13 protein-coding genes are annotated in these 12,817 nt (G+C 68.3%); 6 read left to right on the forward strand and 7 right to left on the reverse strand.

Annotated elements, in window-relative coordinates:
• Nucleotide 1: 1 nt before the first annotated feature.
• Nucleotides 2–787 (reverse strand): nucleotidyltransferase domain-containing protein, encoded by a 786-nt coding sequence (locus GPA04_RS03365; protein WP_162458503.1) that lies wholly within the window; start codon nucleotides 785–787, stop codon nucleotides 2–4.
• Nucleotides 788–806: 19 nt separating this feature from the next.
• Here GPA04_RS03365 and GPA04_RS03370 point away from each other — a divergent pair, with 19 nt between their 5' ends.
• Together GPA04_RS03370 and GPA04_RS03375 are read left to right on the forward strand one after the other, a co-directional pair.
• The gene (locus GPA04_RS03370) at nucleotides 807–1,238 is read left to right on the forward strand and encodes a fluoride efflux transporter FluC (RefSeq protein WP_241680556.1); all 432 of its coding nucleotides are present in this window, start codon (nucleotides 807–809) and stop codon (nucleotides 1,236–1,238) included.
• Nucleotides 1,235–1,606: a fluoride efflux transporter FluC gene (locus GPA04_RS03375; RefSeq protein WP_156222285.1), complete on the forward strand. Its 372-nt coding sequence runs from the start codon at nucleotides 1,235–1,237 to the stop codon at nucleotides 1,604–1,606. The genes GPA04_RS03370 and GPA04_RS03375 overlap by 4 nt, the downstream gene beginning before the upstream one ends.
• A 7-nt stretch (nucleotides 1,607–1,613) precedes the next feature.
• Here the strand turns inward: GPA04_RS03375 and GPA04_RS03380 are convergent, their stop codons facing one another.
• From GPA04_RS03380 to GPA04_RS03400, 5 genes are all read right to left on the reverse strand, one after another.
• Nucleotides 1,614–2,363 carry an anti-sigma factor gene (locus GPA04_RS03380; protein ID WP_156222286.1) on the reverse strand — a complete coding sequence of 250 codons (750 nt, stop codon included), beginning with the start codon at nucleotides 2,361–2,363 and terminating at the stop codon, nucleotides 1,614–1,616.
• The gene (locus GPA04_RS03385; RefSeq protein WP_241680557.1) at nucleotides 2,350–2,892 is read right to left on the reverse strand and encodes an RNA polymerase sigma factor; all 543 of its coding nucleotides are present in this window, start codon (nucleotides 2,890–2,892) and stop codon (nucleotides 2,350–2,352) included. The genes GPA04_RS03380 and GPA04_RS03385 overlap by 14 nt, the downstream gene beginning before the upstream one ends.
• Before the next feature lie 46 nt (nucleotides 2,893–2,938).
• Complete coding sequence (locus GPA04_RS03390; RefSeq protein ID WP_156222290.1) at nucleotides 2,939–3,670, reverse strand: class F sortase; 732 nt, start codon at nucleotides 3,668–3,670, stop codon at nucleotides 2,939–2,941.
• Entirely contained in the window at nucleotides 3,667–4,497 is an 831-nt protein-coding gene (locus tag GPA04_RS03395; RefSeq protein ID WP_156222292.1) for a DUF4397 domain-containing protein, read from the reverse strand. The genes GPA04_RS03390 and GPA04_RS03395 overlap by 4 nt, the downstream gene beginning before the upstream one ends.
• A 124-nt stretch (nucleotides 4,498–4,621) precedes the next feature.
• Nucleotides 4,622–6,034: a sulfatase family protein gene (locus GPA04_RS03400; RefSeq protein ID WP_156222294.1), complete on the reverse strand. Its 1,413-nt coding sequence runs from the start codon at nucleotides 6,032–6,034 to the stop codon at nucleotides 4,622–4,624.
• A 93-nt stretch (nucleotides 6,035–6,127) separates the two neighbouring features.
• Here GPA04_RS03400 and GPA04_RS03405 point away from each other — a divergent pair, with 93 nt between their 5' ends.
• Nucleotides 6,128–6,949 (forward strand): helix-turn-helix domain-containing protein, encoded by an 822-nt coding sequence (locus tag GPA04_RS03405; RefSeq protein ID WP_156222296.1) that lies wholly within the window; start codon nucleotides 6,128–6,130, stop codon nucleotides 6,947–6,949.
• Between the two features lie 15 nt (nucleotides 6,950–6,964).
• On the opposite strand, the gene GPA04_RS03410 is transcribed toward GPA04_RS03405, so the two are convergent.
• Nucleotides 6,965–7,513 (reverse strand): DUF4287 domain-containing protein, encoded by a 549-nt coding sequence (locus GPA04_RS03410; RefSeq protein WP_156222299.1) that lies wholly within the window; start codon nucleotides 7,511–7,513, stop codon nucleotides 6,965–6,967.
• Between the two features lie 253 nt (nucleotides 7,514–7,766).
• Between GPA04_RS03410 and GPA04_RS21295 the strand changes: the two genes are divergently transcribed.
• The 3 genes from GPA04_RS21295 (at nucleotide 7,767) to GPA04_RS03425 (ending at nucleotide 12,348) form a co-directional block, all read left to right on the forward strand.
• Entirely contained in the window at nucleotides 7,767–8,384 is a 618-nt protein-coding gene (locus GPA04_RS21295) for a putative immunity protein (RefSeq protein ID WP_366464208.1), read from the forward strand.
• 350 nt (nucleotides 8,385–8,734) lie between these two features.
• On the forward strand, nucleotides 8,735–11,797 hold the full coding sequence (locus GPA04_RS03420; protein ID WP_156222300.1) for a hypothetical protein: 3,063 nt from the start codon (nucleotides 8,735–8,737) through the stop codon (nucleotides 11,795–11,797).
• A 74-nt stretch (nucleotides 11,798–11,871) separates the two neighbouring features.
• Complete coding sequence (locus tag GPA04_RS03425; protein ID WP_156222302.1) at nucleotides 11,872–12,348, forward strand: hypothetical protein; 477 nt, start codon at nucleotides 11,872–11,874, stop codon at nucleotides 12,346–12,348.
• Nucleotides 12,349–12,817 lie beyond the last annotated feature (469 nt).

Below are 12,817 nucleotides of genomic sequence, written 5' to 3' on the forward strand. Positions count from 1 at the left end.
GTCAGCGGAACTCCGGCGGCGGCACGCGGGTCAGCCAGGACAGCTCGTTCTCGCGCACGAACCGCGACAGCGTCTGCGCTCGCGTGATCGGCCAGTCGTGATGGTTCTCGACGAGCGCGAGCAAAGCCGCACCGCCCTCGGCGGTCGGCTCGCGCAGGAGCTGGTCGGCCAGCGCGAGGTAACCCTCGGGCAGGTCCGGCAGCCCCGCGAGGAGCCCCGTCAGGTACTTGTTGCCCCGGAACAGGACGTGCCCGCGGGCCAGCAACGCGCGCCCGGCCGAGCTCAGCGCGTGGATGGCCGCCCAACGCAGCAGGTACTCATCGCCCAGCTGGTCGCCCTGCTTGAGGAAGTAGCCGCCGTACAGGCGCATCTGGGCGATGAAGGAGGCGGCACGGTCCTCCCAGGCGTCGTCGGGCAGCACGGGGATGGCGGCGACGAGATCGGCCACCTGCGGGTCCCTGGACCACGCGACCCGGGCGTCGAGGAACGAGGCACGCACCGGGTCGTCCCCCTCGAGGGCGGCGCCCCGCAGGTAGCCATGCGTGGCCACCTTGATGTCGACATAGCCGCCCTCGTAGGTGGCGACCTCGGTGTCGACGTAGCTGAGCTGCTCGCGCTGCTGCGCCCGGGCGAACGCCTCGTCGGTGACCACGAGGTAGACGTCGACGTCGGAGTCGGGCCGCTCGGTCCCGTGGGCGAGGGACCCGACCAGCACGACGGCGATGTTCGCCTCGTCCGCCGCGACCTTGGTCACGTAGCGGGCGAGGGTCTGCTCCTGGTGATCCACGGGCTTAGCATGGCGCACCATGAGCCAGCCGGTGCCGATGTCGGTGCCCGCGTGGCTGCGCAGCGCCGGCCTGGTCGCGCTGGGAGGCGCTGTCGGGACAGGGGCGCGAGCCGTGCTCGAGGCCGCCGCGCCCGCCGCCCCCGGCGGTGTGCCGTGGACGACGTTCGGCATCAACCTGCTGGGCTCGTTCGTGCTGGGCGTGTTGCTGGAGTCGCTCGCCCGTCGCGGCACCGACCAGGGTCGACGGCGGGTGGCCCGGCTCCTGTGCGGCTCCGGCCTGCTGGGTGGTTTCACCACCTACAGCGCGTTCGTCGCCGAGACCGAGCGGCTGCTGGCCGGCGGGGCCACGCTGACCGGCATGGGCTACGCGGTGGCGAGCGTCGTGATCGGGGTGGGCTCCGCCGTCCTCGGCATCGTCGTGGCGCGGCGCGCGCACGGGGGTGAACGGTGATCATCCTGGTGGCGCTCGCGGGCGGTCTCGGTGCCGCCGCGCGGTTCCTGGTCGACGGCGCCGTGCAACGACGGCGGCGCGGCGGCACTCCCCTGGGCACGCTGGTCGTCAACACCACGGCGTGCCTGCTGATCGGGCTGCTGACCGGCTGGGCGAGCGGCCGGGTCGACAGCGCGCTGGTCACCGTGATCGGCGTGGGCCTGCTGGGCGGCTACTCGACCTTCAGCACGGCGAGCGTCGAGGCCGCCCGGCTGCTCCTGGGCGGACGCATCGGCGCGGCGCTGGCCCACGCCTTCGGGATGCTCGTCCTCGGTCTGGGTGCCGGGTGGGCCGGGATCGCCGTGGGGCACGCGCTCGCAGGTGCGTGAGCGCGCGTCAGGCCAGCTCGCCCCGGACGATGCTGACACCGGAGTGGGCGGGGTCGCCGTCGACAGGCTCCTCGGAGATGTCCACGACGGCGAAGTCGGCGAGGTCCACGCCGGCGGGCAGGTCGAAGGTGCCGGTGTCGCTGGTGAGCACACCCACGCTGATCAGCCGCTCGAGATCGGTGGAGATCAGCCACACCTCGCGGTAGCCGTCCACCCCCGGGTCGTCCGGGACCTCGACCCGCAACCTCAGGCCCTGCGGACCCTCGTCGACGACCGCGGTACCGGCCACGTCCCAGCCCGGCAGCGGGTCGAGCACGGCCGAGGCGACCGGCGTGGTCTCCTCGCGGTCGGCCAGCAACGCCTGCAGGCCCACGGTGGCCACCGCACCGAAGGCGATCGAGGCGGCTGCCACGAGCACGAGCCGGCGCGACCGCGGGCGCGGCGCCCGCAACGGGACCACGGTGGCGGCAGCGGGCTCAGCGGCGGGCTCGGGGGCGGGCGCCGTCGGGTCGGGGGTGGTCGGACCAGAGACGGGCGCAGCGGGGGTCTCGGACGCGATCTCGGCGGCGATGGCCTCCCAGACCCTGTCGTGGGGTCGCTCCAACGGGCCGCGGACGCGCCCGGCGTCGACGACGGCGCGCAGCGAGGCCACCTCGGCCGCGCAGGTCGCGCACGCGGCCAGATGGTCGGCGTCGGCGGCGGGCAGCTCTTCTCCCAGTGCTGCCAGGGCAAGCACGTCGGGGTCACAGTGCGACATCGGCGACCTCCCCTCTCTCACGCAGCCGTTGCAGGCTGCGGCGGATGTGGCTCTTGACTGTTCCGAGCGGGATGCCGGTGCGCTCGGCGATCTGGTGGTGCGTCAGGTCGTCGTAGAAGGCCAGCGAGACGATCGTTCCCTGCGGCTCGCCCAGGTCGGCGATCGCATCGGCCACGACCATGCTGTGCACCACCTGATCGGCGGCGTCGGCGGTGCCCTCCTCACGCGGGTGCACGGCGGCCACGGCCTCGACCCCGGCACGATGCCGCGTGCGCCGCGACAGCGTGTCGGCGATGGCGTGGCGGGTGATGCCGACCAGCCAGGCCTGCAGCGGCCCGCGCGTGGGGTCGAACCGGTCGCGGGTGCGCCATGCCTCGACGAACACGTGCTGGGTCAGGTCCTCGGCCTCGGTCGGGTCACCCAGCGCGCGCCTCGCCAACGTGTGCACCAAGGGTGACCAGCGCTCGTACGCCTCCCGCACGGCGACGGGCTCTCCCTGGCGGAAGGACGCGACCAGCCCCTCGTCCACCGCTGTCACCTCCGAGGCCCGTCCGGTCTGCCATAGATTCGCGCTGTCATCGACTCCCGACCGGTGCCGCTGTGACGATGACGTTCGAACGATAGTTACTCTCGGCCTCGTCCCACTGACCGCCGCACGTGATGAGCACCAGAGTGGGCTCGCCGTCGCGAACGAAGTACGGGTCCAGGTCCAGCGTGGCCTTCTCCAGCACCTGCACCGACGTGACCTCATACTCGTGCTCGACGCCGTCGGCGTCCGTGACGGTGACGAGCTCACCGCCCTGCAGCTGGTCCAGCTCGCTGAACGGTCCGCGTGGGGTGATCTCCGATCCGGCGTGGGCGAGGATCACGGTCGCACCTGCGTCGGCACCCGCGCCGGGACCGAACCGGTACCAGCCGGCCTCCAGCGCGTCGGGCGGCACCTCGGTCTGGCCGTCGGCGGCGATCCCGACCGGCTGCACCGGCATCGCCAGACCGAGGTCGGGCACCTCGACGGCGGTGGGGGGCGTGCCCGCGGTCGCCATCGTGACCGGTTCGGTGGCGTCGACCAGCGTGACGTCCTCGAGGGGGGTCGGCGCGGTCGTCGCTGCCTCCGCCGTCGCGGCCTCGGTGGGCGCCGCGGTCGGTGACGGCTCGGAGGTCGCGGCCTCGGGGTCGAGCGGATCCGATCCACAGGCGCCGAGCCCCAGCGCGAGGGCGAGGGCGAGGAACGCGACGGGGACCGGGCGCGCGCCAGCCGCGGGGGTGCCAGGCACCCGCGCGGCCGACGTCGATGACGAGCGACTCATGCAGCGTCGCGCTCGGCACCTTCGCTGACGGAGCCGCGACGGCTGAGCGCGACGGCCCCGGCAGCGGCGAGCAGCACGCCACCGACCAGCAGGATCGGCGACACGCCACCCTCCTGAGGCACCTGCACCTGGCCGGTCGGGACGCCGTCGGGGGCGCTGTGGCCGGCCGCGACGGTCTGCGTCGCGAGAGCGAGGTTGCCGTCCTCCAGGCTGCCCCAGGCGTAGACGACCGTGAGGGTGCCGTCGGTGACCGGGACGTCTGCCGGGCCGATCACCGGGTCGGTGGTACCGGTGGCCGCGACGGCCGCCGAGACGGTGCCGGCGGGCAGGTCCAGGGTGGCCTCGTCGGGGTTGGCCAGGTTGGTCACCACGCCCGCGTCACCGGCGAGGATGTCGACCGCGGGTGCGGCTGCGACGTGCCGGACCGTGAGCCGGCCCTCGCCGGCCGCCGTCGCGGAGGTGTCGTTGGTGAACAGGGCGGCGGTGGGGGCGCCGTCGGCATCGAGGTGTGCCACCGCGGTGTAGCTGGTGCTCGCGGCCAGGTCGAGATCGATGGGCCCGATCACCGGCGCGCTGTCATCGGCGGCGTCCGCAGCCGTGATCGCCACGGTGTAGGTGCCGGCGCCGAGCTCGAGCGGCCCGGCCAGAGTGCCCGGGGTGAAGTCGTCGAGGGTGAGGTCGCCGTTGACCCAGACGTCGACCGTGGTGTCGGGGACCGCGTGGAGCACAGAGAGCTGGGCGTCCTCGGGTGCGGCGAAGGCTGGAGCGGCGGAGGCCGCGAGGACCACGGCTCCCAGGCCGAGGGTGAGGCTGGTGCGCAGACGCATGACAGAACTCCTTGAGTAGGCGCCCGGAGGGGCGAGCTGTACTGACACTGCCTACTTCCGGTGGCGGCGGCGTTCTGGATGCAGCTGGAGCGATATTCTTTTTCGCCTCTCCTGCGACCGAGGGTCAGGGGCTCGTCTGGCTCGGGTGCGGCTCGTCCCCGAGGTCGGCCTGCAGGTCCGCCAGTGCGCGCGTGAGCTCGTCGCGGACCGAGCGGTAGGCGGGGTCGTGGTAGGCGTTCGTGAGCTCGTCGGGGTCGCGCTCGAGGTCGTACAGCTCCCACTCCGGCACGTAGCGAAAGCTCGACGTGCCCGGCAGCCCCATGCCGTCGCCGTAGAAGTAGATGAGCTTGTGGCGCTCGGTGCGGATGCCGTAGTGCGCGATGACGTGGTGGCTCGCGTCGTCGTTCTCGTAGTAGCGGTAGTAGAAGGCGTCTCGGGTCGGACGCTCGGGGGCGTCGGTGAGCTGCGGCAGGAAGCTCTGTCCTTGCATGCGCTCGTGCGGGCGCACCCCGGCGGCGTCGAGGAAGGTCTGCGCGAAGTCGACGTTGGTGACGATCTGGGTCATCGGCTCGCCGGGCTCGATGCGGTCGGGCCAGGACACCAGGAGCGGCATCCTGATCGACTCCTCGTAGATGAACCGCTTGTCGAACCACCCGTGGTCGCCGAGGAAGAACCCCTGGTCGGAGCTGTAGGCGAGCAGCGTGCGCTCGCGCTCGCCCCGCTCCGTCAACCAGTCGATGACCCGACCGACGTTGTCGTCGACGGAGGCGACGCACCGCAGGTAGTCCTCCATGTAGCGCTGGTACTTCCACAGCGCCAGCTCGTCGGGCGGCAGGTCGTCGGGGGGCACCACCTTGAGGTCCTCGAGGTTGAGGTGCTCGGCGACCCGCATCGCGGCGTGCTTGGCGGCGGCGGACCGGCCCGTGTAGTCGTCGTCGAACGTCTCCGGTACCGGGATCGGGTCGGTGTACATGCCCGCGTGGGCGTCGTCGGGCTCCCAGGAGCGGTGCGGGGCCTTGTGGTGGATCAGCAGGCACCAGGGCGCGTCGTCGTCGAGCGAGTCCACCCAGTCCAGAGCCAGGTCGGTGATCACGTCGGTGGCGTAGCCGGGCTGGATGTGCACGCCGTCAGCGGTGCGGATCTGCGGGTCGACGTACTCGCCCTGGTCGCGGAGCACCGCCCAGTGGTCGAAGCCCTCCGGGTCGTGCCCGGGGCCCTCGCCCATGTGCCACTTGCCCACGATGCCCGTGCGGTAGCCGGCGTTCCGCAGGAGCGAGATGAAGGTCGGCTGGCTCGCGTCGATCGGGGTCGAGAGCGTGGTGACGCCGTTGACGTGGCCGTACGTCCCAGTGAGGATGCTGGCCCGGCTGGGTGTGCAGAGCGCGTTGGTGCAGAAGCAGTTGTCGATCCGGCGGCCGGTGGCCGCGATCTCGTCGATCCTCGGCGTCTGGTTGACCACCGACCCGTACGCGCCGATCGCGTGGCTCGCGTGGTCGTCGGTGAGGATCAGGACGATGTTGGGACGCCTGGTGGTCACGGGCCTGCCTTCGGTGGGGGGCGATGGGCTGGACGGTCGACGGAGTCATCTTCTCCCAGCCGCCGCACCCGGCGGGGGCCGTACGGTGACAGCGTGATCTTCGTGCAGCGCCCCGCGCCAGCGAGGCTGGCGGGCATCGCCACGCGCTTGTGGTTCATCGAGGCCGTGCCGGTCGCTCGGTACGAGAAGATCCTTCCGATGCCCTCTGTGCACGTGATCGCGAACCTGTCCGACCCGTACCGGATCGTCGACCGCGCAGGAACGGCGGCTCTCGTCTCGCACGTGTTCGTCTCAGGCCTGCAGAACGAGTATCTCGTCATCGAGTCGCCCGATCCGATCCGCCACGTCGGCGTCGAGCTGACTGCGACGGGGCTGGGTGCGCTGGCGCCGGATGCCCCCCGTGAGACCGCGGGGCACGTGGGCGACGCGAGCGCTCATCTCGTCGGCCTCGCCATCATCGCCGCGCGCATCGGACGGATCGCGGATCCCGACCGCATCCTCAGCGAGCTCGAGGACTACCTCCTCGCGCTGCCTCAGCATCCCACCGATCCGCTCGCTGAGGCCGCGGTGCGCATGCTGGAGGAGGAGAGCGAGCGACCGGTGAGCGACATCGCGCTTGCCCTCGGGGTGTCGCATCGTGCCCTCGTCAGTCGGTTCCGGCGCGCGACCGGCACGACTCCGAAGCTGCACGCCCAAGTCCTGCGGTTCCACCGCCTCCTGGATGCTGTGCACGCGAGCGATGGACGGCCCGAATGGTCGACGCTCGCGGTGGCGTCGGGCTACTACGACCAGCCGCACGTGATCCGGGAGTTCCGCCGATTCAGCGGATGGACGCCGGTCGAGTACATCCGACTCGTCGCCGAGCACGGTCCGGATGCCGCACGCTTCGTGCCGCTCGCTCAGGTGCCCACCTGACACGACGCGCGTTGTTCACGCGCGCTCGTAGGCCTCGCGCATCCACCCGATCAGCTGATCGTCGACCTCGTCGCCGCCGCGCACATCGACCCGGTGCGTGCACATCCCGCCTGCCTCGCGGAGCCGCTCGGTCGGCGCGGCCCCACGGAGGTTCAGCCCGATCTGCACGCGCGTCGCACTGGGTGCCTCCACGAGCGCGAACTGCTTGCGCCGCCGGAGCGAGACCCCGGTCTTCTTCGGCGCGATCTCGACGTCCTCACCGAAGGCGGCTGCTGCCGCGACGATCTGCTCGTAGATCGGCCGGAGCTCCGCCTTCGCCCCGGCGTACTGCGCATCGACGAGATCATCTCCTGTCGTCGGCGCGGATCCCCGGTCGCGATGGCGTGCGACGACGAGATTCGCGAAACCGTGCGACATCCCGTACTCGCCCTTGAGGAGCGCCATACCCTGCCCGTGCTTCTCATACGGATGGGCGTCGAGCACGAGGAACCACTCCTCGAGCGAGCGTCCTGTCTTCGCCGGCATGTTGTCGATCATCGAGCGGGTAGCGGCATCCACGTCCATCCACGCACGGTAATCGTGCGCGACTGCCGCGTGATTGTACGTTTATTACACCCGGCCACGCGGTGCGCGGACGTCAGCCGACCCCACGATCCAGCCGATCACGCGTGAACGGGCGCCACGCTCAGATCGAGAAGCGGCCGTCTCTGCCGGTCGATTACGGTCTCCGTGCACCTGCCCATGCTGCCTTGCCGCATCAACACGCAGCGCTTCGTGAACAGAAGCCACACAACCAGCCTCCGAAGGGGCGTAGCTCATGATCCTCCCTCAGGTCCGGGATCGGCGACTGATAACAGTTCGACGCGGCGGATCGCTGACAGATGCCGACCATCAGCTACTAGCATTCTGGGCTGCAGCATGTGCGGAGCACGTGCTGCCGCTGTTCGAGGCGCACCAACCTGAGGACACGAGGCCGCGTTTAGCTATCGAAGCGGCGAGAGCGTGGGCGCGTGGCGAGATGAAGATGATGCGATCGCGCGCGCTCGGCGGTCATTCGATGGGCGCTGCGCGTCCGCTTGCTGGAGCCCCGAGATTCGCTGCATACGCAGCCGGGCAGGCCGCCTGCGTTCCCCATGTGGCCGAGCACGACCTGGGGGCCGCCGCCTACGCGATCAAGCCTGTTCAGGCGGCAGCGCCGCAAGGTAGAGCCTACGCCGCTGGACTCCAAGAGCGCGATTGGCAACGTGAACAGTTGCCTGCGGCAGTCCGCGATCTCGTCATCGAGGATCAGGAGCAGCGCAACGATATCTGCTGGTGTGTTTTCTACCCAGAGGCACCCGAACGCTCTGGAGGGTCACGACGTGCTGCGGATAGGAGCGGCCCACGCCAAACGAGCACAAGAACTTCGCCGTCTCGGCCGGCGCGTGAGCTGTGACCCCGCTGGAGGTGGCAGCCATGCTTGTCCATCGACCTGCACATGGACCCCGGCGCAGACCATCCGCGGCAACCAATCGAACGTGTCCGCGAAATCGGGTCAGGCTCCGACCCATCTCTCCCCAGTGACGCCGGGCAGGCACGAAGAGCACCCGCGCCTCCGAGCGGATGGCATCGGCCCTGGAGGCCGGATCTTTGCGCCGCATGAGATGCGGGCCAGTGACGGGGCGTCCCCGCGACTGGCGTCGGGTCTTGGTGCAGGAGTGCGCTTTGGCGCCCCTCGTAGGATGGAGTCGACGGGTTCGTCCCTAGTTCAGGGCGCGATCGGGGCTGGGCGAGGCGGGAGTTTTTATGGCTGAGTGGAAACCTCTGTCGCTGGCTTCCTCGCTGTACGCTCCGGCGTCGGTCACCACCCCGGCTCCGGTGATCGGCAAGCTCGAGGAGCTTCCGTTCACCTCCCTTTCTTGGGAGAACTTCGAGCGTCTTCAACTGCGGATGATGCGAGACGTCGAAGGACTTCGCGACGCGCAGCTCTACGGAGACCGCGGGCAGGCCCAACTCGGACTCGACATCGTTGCGCTGGCGCCGGACGGTGCGGGCATCGCTCTCCAGAGCAAGAACTACAAGCAGTTCGGGAAATCCCAACTCACCGCCGCGATCAAGAAGTTCCGCAATGCGGAGCGGCCGTTCACGGTGCAGCGCCTGATCCTAGGCGTGGCATGCGCGGTCAAGAGCACCGGCGCAGTCGAGGAACTCGCTGTTCAGCGCAAGGAGCTTCACCCAATCGTTCTCGACCTTTGGGACGCGCAGGAACTCTCGGCGCTCCTGCGTAAGCGGCCAGAGATCGTGATCGAGTACTTCGGTATGCCCACCGCCGAGGCCTTCTGTCACGAGTTCAAGATCGACGTCACCCAAGTCCCCACCGCCGATGCTGCCGCGGTGCGCGAGGCAATCGCACGCACCCCAGAGGTCTCCACGGGCGCCCAGGAGTCCTTCGAAAAGGCGGCTAAAACGACCGATCCCGAACAGGCGCTTGCGCTCATCGAGAAGGGGCAGGCTGCACTGCAAAATGCAGGGTTCAAGCCTCATGCGGCGTCTCACGACAAGGAGCGCGTGCGCCTCTTAGCTCTCAACGGACGAGCCGAGGAGGCGGCGCGTCACACTCTCGATGAATTCTGGTCGGCACTCGAGCTAGGCCTCGCGACAACCGCGCAGATAACGCAGTCACGTCTCGCAGAGTTAGCGGCCCAAGCCGGCAGTGACCCACCAGTAGATGCCTACCGCAAGGTCACCGAGAGCGCGATCGACCTGTATACGAATCCGCTCGGTTACCTTCCGGACATCAAGGAGCTGCGGCTTGGCGAGCCCGAGGATCAGGCACGCCTCGCGATCCTCGCGGGCGAGACTGCTATCGCTAACGACCGCTCCCACTGGCTGAGCAGCGCCGTCCCCACCCTGGCCGAGCTGTCCCGTCTTCCGGGTCTCGATCAGATGCTACGCACGCGCCTTCGCTTGATCATCGCCGAGTCGACGCAGGACTGGGTAGAACTTCTTGCCGATGCTCGAAAAATCGCCCACGGATATAGCGTCTCCGGACTCATCGCCGCTCGCCATGCACGCAGCCTCGCGCGACACGAGAAGTTCAAGGAAGCCGACCTGGCCTGGGATGAGGCCTCCGGTTTTGCGTCTCTTGCCTCGCAATGGGGCGAAGCATCGACGTGGATCTTCAGCAGGCGTGCCTTCCGCTCACGCTGGAACCCGTTCACAAGTGACGAACTACTCGCTTTGCAAACCGCTGTCCGAGAAATGGGCACATCCAAGCCAATCGTGCCGACGGCGCATGATGCCTACGTCGACGCACTGTCAGGACTGAACGAGGGCACCCTGCGGTCTGCGGCGATCTCCGCGCAGCGCGCACTGCGCGATGCGGTCGCGACCAGCGACTTGGTAGAAGAAGAACGCGCGCGGCGCGTGCTTGCCTCGATCCTGGTCGAGTCCGACGAACCTGCCCTCGCCGCTCATCACCTCGCGCAGGTCGGTGCAACAAAACGGATCGGCTCACTGGGCAAGTCATTGCCGCTTCAGTTCCTTGACATCACGGAGAATCTGGACGCGCCGAACTACTGGACGGTGGGCGCCGCCTACCGCCTCATCGCTTCCCAGGCGGATCTCGTTCCCGACCCCCTCGTGGACTTCATCGCCGAGCACATCGTCGCGGAGCTCGCGGCAGCCGAGGAAGGCACTCGACCCGATTTACGCTCCTTTGCGACCTCGCGCTACAACAATGCGATCAAGGCCTTGGCGGGTATTGCCGACCGCATTGCTCTCATACCCGCGACGGCCGCGTTGGCACACTTTGAGCAGCAACCGGAGGTTCAGGAAAACCACTACCGGTTCCACGATGACGATGAGGCGCTTGCTGTGGCGAAAATCGCGCTCAGCCATCCGGACCTCGCTCCACGTGCCATCGCCCACCTTGTGCCGCTCCTGGGCAGAGCGCAGGGTGCACGAAGTGAGACTGCCCACGATGCGATCGTCAAGCATGAGACGCTCGCACACGACGGACTCACCGTACTTGCCGCAGCTGGCAACCACTGGGCACAAGAAACGCTGGCACTCGCCGACCCGACCGCAATCGATCCGGCCGTTGCAGCCGATGCTTTGGCTCGGCTCACCGCACCGCTCACGCAAGTCACCGGTGTCTACAGCGTCGGCACGAATGCGATCGGTGACTCGCTCCTTATTCGCCAGCTGCCCTCGGACTCAATCAACGCTGCGGTTACCGAGCTACTGATTCGCGCAGATGATCCGCACCTTGGCTCCAGCGATCGCGCGGACTATCTAAACGCGGCAGGCAATCTCACACGCCATCTCGATGAAGCCCACCGTTCAAGTCATTTTGAGACTGCCATGCGACTCGCAACCTCGCCCACTCCGTCGAAGTACGACGAACTCAATGGCCAGTACACCCACAAGCTCGGCGGCTTCCGCATGAACGGGATGCCCCAGGGAAGTCGCGGGCAGGCGCTAGCGCTTGCCGCCAGCCTCGCAGGCAACGATGACCAGCGAAGAGAAGTTCGACGCGCCGTCTACGCGCTACTCGGCGAAAAGGCCGACTACTGGCCGACCATCGCGCTGCAGCGTCTCGGTGACACTGTGAACGACGACCTTGCGTTTCTCTCGATGCAAGGATGGGCCATCCGAAGTCTGGTGGCACTGAAGTGGGTTGAGCACGGCGAACCTGAGCACCTCGGCATCCGCTTGGCGCGGGACCCCGACGCGCGCGTCCGTCGAGCACTCGCACGCGCACTCGCGGACCAGGCCAATGGGACTCATGCAGAGGTACGCGCTGTATTGGCCGATGACCCCGCCTACAGCGTCCGCACAGCCCTCAGCGGCGCAGAGGCATCCTAGATCCGACACGTCGGCGCACCGGGCTCTGAAGAACGTCTCGCCGCGATGACGGCGACCCCTGCCACTATGGGCAGATGAGCGACGAACCGTCTGACTGGACCGAAGAAGATGACGCCATGGTGACCTACGAGTCGCTCCCCGATTGGCACCCATCACTCTTCGTCGATGTATTTCGTACCGGACTCGAGATGGAACAAGCTAATGCGAGCGGACTGTTGGGCGGCGCATTCGTCACCCCTGAGTCGCTTGGCGCCTGGGAAGACTTCTCCCGAGCTCGATCCGTCTTCTCATCAGGTCTCAAGATCAGCACCACAGCGTTGTTCGGCATTGGCGCACCGGACGTCGCCTACGTGCGCCTCGTCGAGACCGATGCGTATATCAACGATGACATCGACGCCGTTCCTGCAACAATGCACGTGACGCTCGTGTGGCGCCCAGAGATCGCGGTCGTGCCAATCAGCAGCTGGCGCATCCACCACCTCGGTGAGGCGATCGAGCCCACCCTCGTGCCGCGCACCGCGGCTGGGTTCGATCCGCGAACACAGGCCTAGCTTGCAGGACGCTGCGATCGGATTGTGCAGAGTCGCGCCCACCACTTTAAGTCACCGATGATCTTGGAGACGCCCTCGACGGTCCCGAGGGGAAAGGGGCTGATTCGGTTGGTCGTCTGTGCTTTGCGCCCGTCTTGCCCGAGCTCGCTGCATGACTTTGCGGGCACCGCTGTGGTTCATTCTCCATCGTGCGATCGCAAGGCTGACATCGTAAACACGGGCGGCGCGTTCGTCGGTGGCGTTCGCTCGGGCGAGCCGGAAGGCGCCTTCATTAGGGATCAGCATCTCCCCTGAGAGCCAGTCGGCTTCGGCTTCTTGGTCTCCGCCGAGCCCGCACTTCCTCTCATCGGAGAGAGAAACGCCGAACTTGTGCTCTAGGTGTTGCGTCTCATGAGGTTGGTGACGGGGGTGTGAGCGAGGGGTAGGTCCCGGCGGCAGGATGGAAGTACCTCTACGACCGTTCTGCTTG

Source organism: Pseudactinotalea suaedae (assembly GCF_009733815.1).
In the GTDB taxonomy this organism is placed as follows: Bacteria; Actinomycetota; Actinomycetes; order Actinomycetales; family Beutenbergiaceae; genus Pseudactinotalea; species Pseudactinotalea suaedae.